Origin of the sequence: Pseudomonas sp. Z1-12 (genome assembly GCF_051132015.1) — a bacterium.
Classification (GTDB): Bacteria; Pseudomonadota; Gammaproteobacteria; order Pseudomonadales; family Pseudomonadaceae; genus Aquipseudomonas; species Aquipseudomonas zanjanensis.
Window position 1 is genome coordinate 4,050,437 of sequence record NZ_CP071647.1, and the last position, 13,757, is coordinate 4,064,193.

Below are 13,757 nucleotides of genomic sequence, written 5' to 3' on the forward strand. Positions count from 1 at the left end.
ACGCCCCTTTATCGATACCCCCGGTCAGCACACCTGACGTTGAAACAATCTTTCCTAAGCGACACCTTTCATACGCCAGTACACCGTCGCCGCCATCCCCAGCACAACAATCACGACCACAAGACCTGGGTGTTGCAGCGTGTGCCAAGGCAGCCGCCCAACCCGAAGTTTAACGGTGCGCCATGCTCGGGCCCAGATGGAAACCTTACCGCCGCTCAGCGCTTGGTTGGTGAAATAGAGGACACCAAGGAACACAGCGACCGCGCTTCCCCACCGCAACCATGCAGGGCCGCCCGACCATATGTACGCCAAGAAAGCGGGCGCTGCGCTGGGAAGGATGTGGCGCAGCAACAGCAGCCCGGCGCCCTGTCGGTACCAACGGCGCGGGACCAACCACTGGCTGAGCAGCACATCCAACCGGGCCGCTGCCACAGCCACCAGCGCCCATATTCCGTAGGCCTTCATACCGACCCAGTTCACTGCGATCATCAGCACCGGCATGATAACCGCCGAACTCAGCCCATCCTTTCTTATCAGACCGGTGAACACCGACGTGATCAGCACCACAGACAGCGCGACCCACAGGAACAGGTAGATGCCTCGATAGCTTGTCGGGGGTAGCCAATCCCGCCAGTTATCGACCGGTTGCAACCCAAGCTGCTCGGGCACCTCTGGATACTGATATTCGATCGTTTGAGCGAGCTGGGCAAAACGTTGCCAGTCAACGCTGTCAAAGCCATCGGCCAATTCACGGCGGTCACCGTCAGCCAAGGGTTTCAGCAGCAGAGCGGCCGGCCGCCCGTGGAATTTATCGGTGTCAAACCTGGCAAGGTCCGCCCGCACAGACTCGGCAAAGGCTTGCGCCTCGCACCGTCTGATCAGGCGGTCCCAACGCCAATATTCACAAGGCAGCGTGGCCTGGGCTTCATCCCACCCCATGACCTTGCACACCCCATCGAAAAAGGCCGGCGACCAGCCTTCCGCGGATTCGAGCCAGTCCAGGACGCTCAGCTCGAACTGCTGACGGCGCTCGAACGGCAACAGCCAGTCACTTGCCAGCCAAACGCGAAGCGCGTCCATGACCTGGCGGTCCAGGCCCTCGACCAACCATTGCTGCATCTGTTCAAGGGGCGGTTCGGGCGGGCTGATGGGCGTTGAGGCGTCGATATTGTCCAAAGAAATGGCGAGAGCAGGCGCCTGCACAACAGTGGGAGAGTCCGGGGTTGACCCGCTGACGTCTAGCGAAACATAGCTGCCTTCATCATCAGCCTGCGCGCGACACTGTGCCTCGGCCAGGGTCGCCTCGTACGCTTGGCGCAGGCGCTGAAACTCATCAGGATTTTCGTCAGGACGATGGACTTTGAGCAGCCGTGCATAGGCGCGCTTGATACTGCGTTCGTCCGCATCGGGGGCAAGGCCCATCATTTGCCAATGGCTCATGACTTACCTCTCCATCTCGAAGTGGGCAAGGCGCAGGTTGATGTCGCCACGGGCTTCGCGGATCCGGTGTTCGTCCTGGGTGTCGAGCATTTGCTGGAAGTGGTTCGCCAGCGCGGCAATATGATCTCGTCCGTCGCCAAGGCTTTCCTGATACAGGCGGTCCAGCCGAGCCAGCAGCAACGTATTGACCTGCTGGTCCCGCGGATGCACTTTCAATGCTTCAAGGGCGGCCAGCCGTCGGGCGATTTCTTCCGGGGCCAGCACGCCAGGGTTGTTCTCGATGACCAACCGGCGGGTTTCGCCGTTGATGGGCAGATGCACCTGGGCTTCGAGCAGGCCGTTGTTATCGTAAGTGAAGCGCACGTCCAGGGTGATCTCCCCGGCCTTGCGCGGCGGCACCGGGATTTCCAGCTCACCGAGAAAAATATTGTTGGCCACCAAGCGGCTCTCGCCCTGGTAGATGCCCAGCCTGACCACTTTCTGGTTGTCGCTGAGGGTCGACACGTTACGGGAGCGACTCACCGGCACCACCGTGTTGCGCTCGATGATGGGCAAGTAGTGACCGCTTTGATATTGGTTGCCCAGCTGTACCGAGGTTTCGATGCCCAGCGTGTAGGGGCAGACATCGGTCAGCACCACTTCTTCCAGGGAAGCATGGCGTGCTTTCATTGCCGCCTGGATAGCCGCGCCCTGCGCCACGACCTCGTCCGGATTGAGCTGCATCGCCGGGATCCGCCCGAACAGCGTCGCCACCAATTTGCGCACCAGCGGCATGCGCGTGGTGCCGCCAACCAGAAGTATTTCGTCCAGGTCCGCGACTTTGATCCGGGCATCACGCAGCGCGCGTTCGATCGGCGCACGCAGGCGATCCATCAACGGCTGGGCGATGTTCGCCAGATCGCTCTGGGTCACTTCCAGATTCCACTCACGTGCCTGCTCGCGCAGCACAAAGCGCGCAACCGGCGCCTGACCCAAGGCATGGCGAACACGCTGCGCCTCACGCCGCAATCGCTGTGCCATGCCTGGCTGTGAAGTATCAGGGAGGTCGGCGGCGCCGATGCTGGCGATGAAGTGCTCGACAAGTCGATCATCGAAATCTTCGCCACCGAGGAAGTTGTCGCCGGCACTGGCGCGCACTTCCATGACCCCTTCGAACAGTTCCAGAATGGAGACGTCGAAGGTGCCGCCACCCAAGTCGAACACCAGGAAAGTGGCCTCGTCCCGCTGTTGCAGGCCGTAGGCCAAAGCTGCGGCGGTGGGTTCGTTGATCAGTTTTTCGACCTTCAGGCCCGCCAGCTCGCCAGCTATACGCGTGGCCTTGCGCTGGGCATCGCTGAAATACGCCGGCACGCTGATCACCGCTTCGAGCACAGGCACGCCCAAGGCACGCTCGGCGTCAGCCTTGAGACTGCGCAGCAGCATCGCCGAAAGCTCTTCCGCGCGGTAGGCCCGCCCGCCCAGCAACGTTTCACGGGCACTGCCCATGTAGCGCTTGAACAATGAAGCGGTGAGGTGCGGGTGAGTGTGCAGCCGTTCCCGAGCGATATCGCCGGCGATCAACTGGCCATCGTCGTCGAGGCCAACGACGCTCGGGGTAAGAAGATTGCCCAGGGCATTGGGCAATAGCCGGGCATGTTCGCCGTCCCAGGCCGCCACGAGGCTGTTCGTGGTGCCCAGATCGATACCTATGATCACTGTCACTTTTCCTTAATTGACGCGGTCGGCAAGCAAAGCATCGCATCGCGGCACAGTCAATGCCGATGCAGACGCGGTCCGCGGATTCATGATCGGGTGTATCGGCGGCGTGCGCGGTGGCTTTAGGTATTGGCGCCTGGAGCCTGCAAGGCTGACCGCTTTATATTTCTTCATCGTAGAAGGCGATGCGAAGGCCAGGCCTGTCCTTGGAGATAAGAATGTTGATGCGATAGCTTCGCCAACTCGAACAACCCTTCGGGGCCAATCATCCGCGCCTCGACGCCTGGTACAAGGGTTTTCGCCGGCCCCGCGCCGAATACTGAGAGCGCGTTATATGTGATCACCTTATTACATTTTTACTCAATGAAAGGCCCATTGACGAGCCCAACGATACCGATGGAAGCACTGTAACTGCCATTATTTTCGAAGAATTGTTCTATAAGCGACCAGTTATAAGCAAATAAATCGAAACACGACACTCCTTCGCAATTCTCAGTTTCCGGCATAACAACTGCACTAATGTGATCACACAAAGACGTCTTCCGAGTCGTCCCATACGTGTGCGCCACCGTAATCGTCGGTCTCGGCACTCGTCGAGTACCGATTACCACCGCAGTTCGCCAGGAGGAGCGCCATCTTGAATCGTCGCAAGGCTACCGCAACCCTATTGATCGCCGGCTTGATCAGCCCACTCGGGCAAGCCGCACCCGACTCGCAGATTTTCTTGCCCACTACGCTCGCCTCGGGAAGTGCCCAAGACAGTGCACAAGGTTTTTTTGAGGGACAGAGCCTGAAAGGGACCACGCGAAATTTCTGGGCCAACGTGCGTTCCGACCGCAACACTTACTTCGCCATTCCCAAACCAGGCGGCACCTTTAAGCCGACCCGCCGAGCCGACACCTGGGTACAAGGCACGATACTGGAATACAGCTCGGGATTTACCCAGGGCATCGTCGGTTTTTCACTACAAGCCGCGGTCTACAACCAACTGGCCCTCGAACGCCGACATGACCGCATTGCCGGGGGAGTCAATCGAACCTTGGTAGACAGTGATGGCGATGCTGTCGGGCAGTGGAGCAAACTGGGTCTGGGCAACTTCAAAGCGCGTATTTCCAATACGGTGCTCACCCTGGGTCGACAAAATGTCTATACGCCCGTGCTCACCGTGAACGAAGTATTGTCGCTTCCTTCAAGCTTCCAGGGCGTCACCCTGCACAGCGAAGAGCTGAGTAACCTAGCCTTTGACCTCGGCACTTACGACCGCATCTCGCCTTACACTCAACAGAGCCTTAGACGCTTCCGGACCGAGTACGGCGATCCGAGCGTTGACGCAAGCCATGTCGACATGGCAGGCCTGGTTTATCAACCCACCAGTCATCTCAAGACCAGCCTCTATACCTCTCGCGTGCGTGATCTATGGAACCAACACTACCTGAGCGCCGAGTACCACATGGGCGACGCTTCGGCACTCGAACTGACCAGCACCTTGAGCTATTACCGCACCCGCGACACAGGTGCCAGCAAGCTCGGCCCGATCGACAACGATACCTACAGCCTTGAGTTCAGCCTCAACCATCTTGGACACACGCTGAAGCTCGGCTATCAGGAAGTCGGTGGCAACGAGTTCTTTGATTATCTCGGCGAAACCGACGCGATCTATCTCGCCAATACGTTATTGACCGACTTCAACGGGCCCAACGAGAAGTCCATCGCGGTGAGCTATGGCGTGGACATGGCGCAATATGCCGTACCGGGTATGACGTTGATGGTCTACACCGCCTGGGGCTGGGGAATTGACGGCACCCATTACACCGGCTCTGGATATGACGTTCGCGCGATGGATAACGAGAAACACGTCGAAACCGGGCTGGTCGCGACTTACACCGTGCAAAGCGGAACACTCAAGGACACCCAGTTCTTTTTCCTGTACGGCATCAACCGAGCCAGTGAAAACCAAGTGGACGGCACCATGACGGAAACCCGCTTGGTGACCACCATCCCGTTCCAACTCTTCTAGCTGATCCATACAACTGACGTCCTCACGGGACGAATCCGTTCTCTTTCACGGGAGTCATGCGCATGTCCAAAGCAACCGCTGTCCACCCTGTCACCACCGCCAGCAAACTCGACGAATTTCGAAACGGATGGCCGATCCTTCTGGCCTGCCTGCTCGGGTGCGGTTTGGGTGTCTCTTCGCTGCCCCTCTACACCGCTGGAACCTTCATGCCGAAACTGCAGGCGCAGTTCGGCTGGAGTCGTGGCGAACTGTCCACCGCCATCCTCATCTTTACCCTGACGCTGGCTGCCGCTTCTCCGGTTGTGGGGCGACTGGTCGACCGAATCGGCGTGCGTCGTGCGGCAGCGTCTTCGATAGTCGCGGCCTCGGTTTGCTATTTAGCCTTGGGCACCCATTTAAGTAGCCTGTGGGGCTATTACGCGCTGCATGCAACCATTGCGGCCCTGGGCGCGGCGGCGGCCCCGGTCGCTTATACCCGCATCATTACCGCACATTTTCATCAATCCAAGGGGCTGGCCCTGGGCATTACGTTGCTCGGTCCCAGCCTTGCCGCCACGTTTGCCCCCGCAGCGCTTTCACAGATTATCGCTCAGGCAGGGTGGGCAACTGGATATATAGCGCTTGCCGGACTTACAGCCGCCATGCTGCCCTTTCTGGTGCTGATAAAGGCTGCGGATTCGCGGAACTCCGACGGTGGCACGGCGACCACCGTTCAATCGGGCCATGACCCAGCACAGCGCAAGACAATTTTTTTCACGCTACTGTGCGGCCTTGCGCTTTTTTCCCTAGGAATCGGCGGCTTGATCGTGCACTTGGTGCCCATGCTGATAGACGCCGGCATGGAACCGCTAAAAGCGGCTTCGATCGCCGGCCTGATCGGCCTCTCAGGCATCGTCGGGCGCCTGGTGGGTGGCGCGCTGGCGGACAGGATCTTTGCGCCCTACGTGCTGATCGGCGTGGCTACGGCAGCCGCTGTCGGCTGCACGTTGCTAGCGCTCGTGGGGGCGCCGGCCGCCGTGCCTGCCGCCTTGGCCATTGGTTTTTCGCTGGGGGCCGAGGCCGACTTGATGGGCTACCTGGTTGCACGCTACTTTGGCAGTCGCTCGTATGGAAAAGTCTTTGGCTGGCAATACGCAGCCTTCATTGCCGGCATCGGCTTGAGCCCGCTGATGCTTGGCAAGTTTCACGACGCCACAGGCAGCTATTCCAGCGCGCTGGGTATTTGCACGCTGCTGCTCACAGGCTCGATCGTCGCCTTTGCCAATTTGCCAAAATTCAAGACCCACGCCTGAACCTTATGCCTGGGGCGCGTTGCTTGGCAGCGCGCCTGTCTCGATTTGATCACTCATTCCGTTCAGCAACCCTGATACTGAATTCCACCCACAAAAAAGGGCGTGTCTACACGCCCTTTTTTGTCGCCCACGGTCAGTTACCGAGGCGCGCGAAGCCCCATGATCTCTCGCGCTTGCGCCGGCGTCGCGACTGACATGCCAAGGCATTCAATGATCGTGCGCGCCCGTTCAACCAGTTGACCGTTGGTGGCGAAGACACCGCGACTGAGGTAAAGGTTATCTTCCAGGCCTACGCGGACGTTGCCACCGAGCAATGCGCTCTGGGCGACCATCGGCATCTCATCCCGCGCAATACCGAATGCCGCCCATTGCGCATTCGCCGGGATCAGGCTGCGCTGGTAGATCATCGTTTCCGCCGTCGCAGGCGCCCCCCACAACACACCCAACACCATTTGAAACAGCGGTGTTCCGTCGATCAGTCCTTCTTCGATCAATTGCTTGCCGAACAGGATGTCCCCCGCTCCAAATACTTCCAGCTCGGGCTTGATGCCCAGCGCCTGGAAACGCTTGGCCATCGCCCGCAGCGTGCGTGTTGTGTTGAGGTAGACGAACTCCAGGCTCCCCTCCACCTGGTTGCCGGTGGTGATATCCAGGGAAGCGATTTCAGGTAGGCACTCCTCCAAGTGCTTGACCCGTTCGGAAACGGAGATGACATCGCTTTCAGGAAGCCCACGGGCCTCGTCTTCAGGATCAGGCAGAAAAAAAGCGCCCAAGCCACAGGTGAGGTTCAAGACGATATCGGTTCCGCTGGAACGCACACGGTCCACCACCTCCTTGAAAAGCGCCGGATCGCGACTACCTCCACCGGTCTCTGGATTTCGCACGTGAATGTGCGCCACTGAAGCCCCTGCTCGCGCCGCTTCAATGCATGCGTCGGCAATTTGCACGGGCGTGATGGGCATCGCCGGGTGTTTCGGATTGAAAGGCGCGTTGCCTGTTACTGCACAAGTAAGGATTACTTTACGTGTCATTTTCAGATTTCCCACTCGACGTTGCCGCTCACCGCGAGCAGCTCTCCGGTTATCTTCGAGGCGGCATCAGACGCCAGGAACAAGACGGTCTGGGCCAGGTCCTGCGGCTGAACCTTGCTGCGCAAAGAAATGTATTTGAGGTAGTCCTCTTCCACCTGCGCCACGCTCCTGCCTGATTCTTCGGCAATCCGCGCAACGATCCCCTTCATTCGATCGTTGTCGATCATTCCGGGGAGAATCGCGTTACAACGGACATTGAAGGGTCCCAGTTCTCGCGCAGCATTGAGGGTGAGCGACTCCACAGCGGCCTTGGAAACAACATAGGCCGTGCGCATGGGTAGCCGAGTCCGGGTCGAACCGGTCGAAAAATTGATGATCACGCCATGACGATTGCGCTTCATCGCGGGGACGACCCCACGCATCAAACGAAACATGCCCCCCAGGTTTATGTCCATCGTCTGTTGCCAGTCAGCGTCGCTGATATCCTCGAGTGCGGCGCGTGGTCCGGCTATCCCCACGTTGTTGACCAATATCGTTGCGTCACCGAAGGCCCGTTGCGACTCGTAGATCACCTTCAACACATCGTCACCGTTACCCACGTTAGCCAAGGTACCGGTCATTTCCGGATTGGCCGCCAGCGTTTCGCGCAATGCATCGCCGCGCACGTCGCAGATGTGTACACGTGCGCCACGCCGCAGGAACTCCTCGGCGATTACCCGCCCTACGCTGTCCGCGCCGCCGGTCACTATGACTTTCACGCTCATGTCATCTCTCTTGTTTTCTGACCCAATGCCCATCATTTGCCCGCTCCGAACAGATCCACCCGTGGGCGCTAAAGTCCCGCCGAGATACCTTCGTCCATCAACAAGCAACTGCCTCGCATGGCCCGTGCCTGGTCAGAGGCGAGAAACGAAATCGCCGCGGCAATATCGTCCGGAGATGAGAAGGTGCGTGGGCTGGGCGTGCGGGCGGTCATGAAGTCACGTACCGCTTGCATGGAGGGGTCGTTGCGAATGTCATCGTTGATGGCGGTCTCGGTATTACCGGGCGCAACGCAATTGATATTGATGTTTTCACGCCCCAGTTCACAGGCCAGCGCACGCGTCATCAAAATGATCCCGGCCTTGGTGGCGCAATAAATCGCATACCCCCCAAACCCGGTCACACCGGCAACCGAAGCAATGTTGACGATGCCGCCCCCGCCAGCGGCCTTGAGCGTAGGGACCACCGCATCGACCATGTTCCATGTCCCCTTCAGATTGATGTCGATCATCTGGTACGCATCGGCCAACGCCCCCGCTCCCGCCGGCGTCGGCTTGAATACGCCAGCGGCATTGACCAGCAGGTCCACACGCGCATACCGCTCGATGACGTCGGCAACCAATCGAGTTGCGGCGCCAGCGTCGCGCACGTCGCATACGAACCCTTGGGCTTCGCCCCCGTCGTTGCGAATCGACGCCGCGACATGCTCCGCCTTCTCCAGGCTGCCGCTGGCCACGACCGCCACGTGATATCCCTCCTTCGCCAGCCTGCGCGCTGCCGCCTCGCCAATTCCCTGTGAGCCCCCCGTCACAATCGCAACCTTTTTTTTCACCGCCATCTTCAGCACCTCGCTCGATTAGGTAGATATCGAGCGAATAGGCTCGACCCATTTACCCTACGCTTATTTGTGATCACTTTACAAAGATATTTTTCTGGCTGACCTTCCCTATCGACAAAAAAACGTTAGATTAAAAGGGGATCGCCGAACGCAAGCGCCAAAGTTGATTGGCTAGCAGTGATCACAAAAATAAACAAGCTGGTTCACCTTTACTGCCCAGCACGCTCGCGCATCGAGCCGGATTGGACGTTTACAGGAGACACCCCATGCGTTTTGCAGTGGATACAGGCGGCACCTTCACGGACCTGATCATCGAAGACCCAACCGGTCAGCTGAACATGTTCAAGTCCCCCACCGTTCCTTCCGATCCCATAAGCGGCGTACTCGCCGCCCTGGAAGTTGCCGCACAAGGCCTCGGAATGGACCGACAGGCCATGCTCGGGCAAGGCGAAATGTTCATCTACGGCACCACGCATGCCATCAACGCGATCATCACGTCGAATACCGCACGCACCGCGTTGCTGGTACCTCGCGGTCATCGCGACATCCTCACCCTGCGTGAAGGAGGTCGACTCGAGCCGTTCAACTTCACCGTCCCTTACCCGGAGCCATTCGTTCCACGAGCTATTACTTGGGAAGTCCAAGGCCGTCTCTTGGCCGACGGCTCCGAGCTGGAACCGCTTGATGAAGCCGAACTGATTGAAACGCTAGGCAAGCTTCGCCAAGCGGAAGTCGAAGCCGTTGCCGTCTGCCTGCTGTGGTCGATCGTCAACCCGAGCCACGAGCGGCGCATCGGTGAGCTGTTGGATGCTCATTTGCCGGGTGTGCCCTACACCCTGTCTCACCAGCTGAACCCGATTCCAAGAGAATTCCGTCGTGCGTCATCGGCGTGCATCGACGCGTCGCTCAAGCCGATGATGCGTGCCTACATGCATACCCTGGTTCAGCGGTTGAAGGACGCCGGTTTCCCTGGCCGCGTCGTCGTTGTCACCTCTCAAGGTGGCGTGATGGACGCCGAGCATGTGGCGGAAGCACCGATCCACTTGATCAACTCGGGGCCTTCGATGGCGCCCATCGCCGGGCGCTATTTTGCGATGGCCGACGAAGGCGCGCACACCGCCATCATTGCTGATACCGGCGGCACTACTTACGACGTCAGCCTGGTGCGACGAGGCGTGGTGCCACGCTCTCAGGAAACGTGGATCGGTCCGCCCTACCGCGGAATCATGACCGGCTTCGCCTCGGTGGATGTGAAGAGTGTCGGCGCAGGCGGCGGCTCGATTGCCTGGGTCGACGATGGCGGCATGTTGCATGTCGGCCCTCAAAGCGCCGGCGCCGCGCCTGGACCGGCCTGCTATCGCCGCGGAGGCGTCCAGCCCACCGTTACCGATGCATCGTTGGCCTTGGGATACATCGATCCGGACTACTTCCTGGGAGGCACCATGAAGCTGGACGCGCAAGCATCGCGTGACGCCATTTCCAGCCACGTCGCCAATCTATTGGGCATGAGCATCGAAGACGCGGCAGCGGCCATTATCACCATCGCCACGGAAAACATGGTCCAAGCCATCAATGACATCACGATCAACCAAGGCATCAATCCACGCGAAGCGGTACTGATTGGCGGTGGCGGAGCGGCAGGCTTGAATTCCGCGCTCATCGCCCGTCGTCTGGAGTCCCCACGCCTGGTGATTCCGCAGGTAGGCGCCACGATGAGCGCGGCCGGCGCCATGATGTCGGAGCTGACATCACACTTCCAGGCCATCTGCTTCACGCGCACCGACCGCTTTGATTACGACAGAGTGAACAAGGTACTAAGCGGCCTGCATGATGAATGCGATGGGTTTATCAAGGGGCCGGGCCGTGCATCCCTGGAGCAGGAGATAAGTTTCTGGGCCGAAGCACGCTATCAGGATCAGGTCTGGGAACTGGACGTTCCGTTGCGCGGCCTGCGAGTCACCAACTCGGGAGACCTGGCAGATCTGGTCGAGCGGTTTCATAAGGTACATGAAGAAATCTTTGCCATTCGCGACGACGGTTCCCCCATCGAGATTGTCGGCTGGCGTGCTACCGCTGCCTGCAGAATTCGCCGCGTAGAAGGTGCGAGCCTGGCGAATTCCGTTGCCGGTGCGATCCATCAACCGATGCGCCGCGCCTACTTTGCCGGCCACGGCTACACCGACACCCGTGTCGAGCGCTTCGAAGCATTGCAGCCGGGCACGATCATCCAAGGACCGGCAATCATCGAGTCGTCCTTCACCACCGTGGTCCTCAACCCCGGTGACACCGCCGAGCGCCGCCCTAGCGGCAGCCTCTCAATCATCCCCGCTCGTGACTGCTAAGGAGTGAATCCCATGAACTCAACCGCCTCTTCCACCGATGGCGTTCAATTGGCTGTCATCACCAACCGACTGGAAGGTGTCGCCCGCAAGATGGCCAACACATTGTTGCGCAGCGGCCGATCCGGAGTGCTCAATATCGCCCGGGATTTTTCCTGCTGCATCGTGACATCCGACTGCCAACTCTTGGCTGCCGCTGAAAGCCTGCCTATCCACGTGTTGTGCGGGCCGGACCTCATGAGCGAATCCATGAAGGCCTTTCATCCGCAGCTTCACCGTGGTGATGCTTTCCTGCATAACTCGCCTTATCACGGCTGCTCCCACCCCGCTGACCATACGATCCTGGTGCCTGTCATGGACGCCGCAGGAATCCATCGGTTTACCGTCGTCGCCAAAGCGCACCAGGCCGACTGCGGAAACTCGGAGCCCACCACTTATATGGGCTCTGCGCGCGATGTCTATCACGAGGGCGCGCTGATCTTTCCAGCGGTCAAGATCCAGGAAAACTATCAGAACGTCGATGACGTCATTCGCATGTGCAAAATGCGCATTCGTGTCCCCGAGCAGTGGTGGGGAGATTATCTGGCAATGATGGGCGCGGCGCGCATCGGCGAGCGCGAGCTGCTGGCGCTCGGTGAGGAATTGGGCTGGGACGCGCTGGAGAACTACTCCCGCGATTATCTCAATTATTCGGAACAACGGATGATCGGCGCCCTTTCGAAGCTGCCCAGCGGCGAAGCGATCAGCACCAGTACTCACGACCCCCTGTTCGCCGGCATGCCAGAGGAAGGACTGCAGATCAACGTCAAAGTGAACGTCGATAGCGAACAAGGCAAAGTAGTGATCGATCTCACGGACAACCCGGACACCATTGCCTGCGGGCTCAACCTGAGCGAGTCCTGCGCACGCACCGCCGCCATGGTGGGCCTGTTCAACAGCATCGAACACAGTGTTCCGAAAAATGCCGGCTCATTCCGCCGCATCGACATCCGGCTGCGAGAGGGTTGTGTCGTCGGCATTCCCGTCCATCCCACCTCCTGCTCGGTGGCCACGACCAACCTGGCCGACCGCGTCGCCAACTCGGTGCAAACCGCGCTGGCGCAGATGGAAGACGGGATCGGCCTGGCCGAATGCGGAGCGGTCATTCCGCCATCCATCGGCGTGATCTCGGGCGTTCACCCGACGACTGGCCGAGCATTCATCAACCAACTGTTCCTGGGCTTTACCGGAGGCGCTGGAGCCCCACGCGCCGATGCCTGGCAAACCATTGGGCATGTCGGCAATGCCGGCCTATGTTTCCAGGACAGCGTCGAGCTGGATGAAATGCGCCAACCCCTCTTCGTTCGCTCTCGCAGCTTTGTCGCCGATAGCGAAGGCTCCGGGCGCTTCAACGGCGCGCGCAGCATGTTTGTAGAGTTCGGTCCCCGGGGTTGCGACATCGAGTTGGGTTATGTCAGCGACGGCCACATCAATGGTCCTAAGGGCGTGCGCGGAGGCCTTCCCGGAGCCAGTTCAAAACAGTTCAAGCGCCATCTCAACGGGGAACTTGAAGCGCTTGCCGGAGGCGCGCTGCTCAAACTCAAGGATGGTGAAAGCGTGCTTTCCTACTCGTGCGGCGGCGGAGGCTACGGCGATCCGCGTACCCGGGATCCGGAGCAGGTCCGCCAGGATGTCCAGGAGGGTTATCTGAGTGTGGAAAAGGCGCGCCGGGTATTTGCAGTAGAGGTCACCGATGGTGGGCGGCACATCGACACACGACTTACCCGATTGCTGCGTGATACCGAAGCTCGGTCGGAGGCCTCATGATCCTCGCCTATAAAAACGCTTCACCGACCTTGGGCGCCGATTGCTTCGTGGCGCCCAATGCCACGCTGATCGGCTCGGTCAAATTGGCCGAGCGAAGCTCAGTGTGGTTCAACGCCACACTAAGAGGAGACGTTGAACGCATTGAAATCGGGGCGGACAGCAATCTACAGGACCATGTCGTGATTCACGCCGATCCGGGCCATCCAGTCATCGTCGGGGTTGGCGTGACAGTTGGTCACGGCGCAATACTTCATGGCTGTACCGTCGAAGACGGCGCACTGATCGGCATCGGCGCCATCGTCCTGGATGGTGCCGTGATCGGGAGGCAATCGTTGATTGGTGCCGGTTCGCTCATCCCACCCGGCAAACGCATTGCTCCGCGATCATTGGTCATGGGCACGCCAGGCAAAGTGATTCGTCAACTGACCGATGACGAAGTCGACTCGTTGGGCTGGGGCGCGATGGAATACCTGCACTTGGCCCATGATTTCGCTGAACATATGAAAACCTGAGGCAGAGGGCTGCGGGCCATCCGTC

The 13,757-nt window shown here is 59.5% G+C and carries 10 protein-coding genes; 5 read left to right on the plus strand and 5 right to left on the minus strand.

The features are described from left to right. Positions 1-54: 54 nt before the first annotated feature. Together J3P85_RS17090 and J3P85_RS17095 are read right to left on the minus strand one after the other, a co-directional pair. Positions 55-1,440, minus strand: a complete 1,386-nt coding sequence (locus J3P85_RS17090) for a J domain-containing protein (RefSeq protein WP_434702580.1) — start codon at positions 1,438-1,440, stop codon at positions 55-57. A 3-nt stretch (positions 1,441-1,443) separates the two neighbouring features. Next, positions 1,444-3,135, minus strand: coding sequence for an Hsp70 family protein (locus J3P85_RS17095; RefSeq protein WP_434702581.1), 1,692 nt, complete (start codon positions 3,133-3,135; stop codon positions 1,444-1,446). A gap of 637 nt (positions 3,136-3,772) precedes the next feature. On the opposite strand from J3P85_RS17095, the gene J3P85_RS17100 reads away from it, so the two are divergent. Next, on the plus strand, positions 3,773-5,152 hold the full coding sequence (locus J3P85_RS17100; protein ID WP_434702583.1) for an OprD family outer membrane porin: 1,380 nt from the start codon (positions 3,773-3,775) through the stop codon (positions 5,150-5,152). A gap of 62 nt (positions 5,153-5,214) precedes the next feature. Next, positions 5,215-6,444 carry an MFS transporter gene (locus J3P85_RS17105; RefSeq protein ID WP_434702584.1) on the plus strand — a complete coding sequence of 410 codons (1,230 nt, stop codon included), beginning with the start codon at positions 5,215-5,217 and terminating at the stop codon, positions 6,442-6,444. Positions 6,445-6,581: 137 nt separating this feature from the next. On the opposite strand, the gene J3P85_RS17110 is transcribed toward J3P85_RS17105, so the two are convergent. From J3P85_RS17110 to J3P85_RS17120, 3 genes are all read right to left on the minus strand, one after another. Then, entirely contained in the window at positions 6,582-7,475 is an 894-nt protein-coding gene (locus J3P85_RS17110; RefSeq protein WP_434706396.1) for a 3-keto-5-aminohexanoate cleavage protein, read from the minus strand. 2 nt (positions 7,476-7,477) lie between these two features. Next, positions 7,478-8,239, minus strand: coding sequence for an SDR family oxidoreductase (locus J3P85_RS17115; protein WP_434702585.1), 762 nt, complete (start codon positions 8,237-8,239; stop codon positions 7,478-7,480). Positions 8,240-8,307: 68 nt separating this feature from the next. Beyond that, a complete protein-coding gene (locus tag J3P85_RS17120) occupies positions 8,308-9,075 on the minus strand; it encodes an SDR family NAD(P)-dependent oxidoreductase (RefSeq protein ID WP_434702586.1) in 768 nt (255 codons plus the stop codon). A 266-nt stretch (positions 9,076-9,341) separates the two neighbouring features. Between J3P85_RS17120 and J3P85_RS17125 the strand changes: the two genes are divergently transcribed. Genes J3P85_RS17125 through J3P85_RS17135 form a run of 3 tightly spaced genes read left to right on the plus strand, consistent with a single transcriptional unit; the run spans position 9,342 to position 13,732 of the window. Further along, complete coding sequence (locus J3P85_RS17125) at positions 9,342-11,417, plus strand: hydantoinase/oxoprolinase family protein (protein ID WP_434702587.1); 2,076 nt, start codon at positions 9,342-9,344, stop codon at positions 11,415-11,417. 12 nt (positions 11,418-11,429) lie between these two features. Then, positions 11,430-13,220 (plus strand): hydantoinase B/oxoprolinase family protein, encoded by a 1,791-nt coding sequence (locus J3P85_RS17130; RefSeq protein ID WP_434702588.1) that lies wholly within the window; start codon positions 11,430-11,432, stop codon positions 13,218-13,220. Then, a complete protein-coding gene (locus J3P85_RS17135) occupies positions 13,217-13,732 on the plus strand; it encodes a gamma carbonic anhydrase family protein (protein ID WP_434702589.1) in 516 nt (171 codons plus the stop codon). The genes J3P85_RS17130 and J3P85_RS17135 overlap by 4 nt, the downstream gene beginning before the upstream one ends. Positions 13,733-13,757: the final 25 nt, after the last annotated feature.

What these genes read in the sequence shown, in the direction of transcription:
- J3P85_RS17115 (WP_434702585.1), bottom strand. Translation starts at nt 8,239, where the DNA reads ATGAGCGTGAAAGTCATAGTGACCGGCGGCGCGGACAGCGTAGGGCGG.
- J3P85_RS17120 (WP_434702586.1), bottom strand. Translation starts at nt 9,075, where the DNA reads ATGGCGGTGAAAAAAAAGGTTGCGATTGTGACGGGGGGCTCACAGGGA.
- J3P85_RS17125 (WP_434702587.1), top strand. Translation starts at nt 9,342, where the DNA reads ATGCGTTTTGCAGTGGATACAGGCGGCACCTTCACGGACCTGATCATC.
- J3P85_RS17110 (WP_434706396.1), bottom strand. Translation starts at nt 7,475, where the DNA reads ATGACACGTAAAGTAATCCTTACTTGTGCAGTAACAGGCAACGCGCCT.
- J3P85_RS17105 (WP_434702584.1), top strand. Translation starts at nt 5,215, where the DNA reads ATGTCCAAAGCAACCGCTGTCCACCCTGTCACCACCGCCAGCAAACTC.
- J3P85_RS17135 (WP_434702589.1), top strand. Translation starts at nt 13,217, where the DNA reads ATGATCCTCGCCTATAAAAACGCTTCACCGACCTTGGGCGCCGATTGC.
- J3P85_RS17130 (WP_434702588.1), top strand. Translation starts at nt 11,430, where the DNA reads ATGAACTCAACCGCCTCTTCCACCGATGGCGTTCAATTGGCTGTCATC.
- J3P85_RS17090 (WP_434702580.1), bottom strand. Translation starts at nt 1,440, where the DNA reads ATGAGCCATTGGCAAATGATGGGCCTTGCCCCCGATGCGGACGAACGC.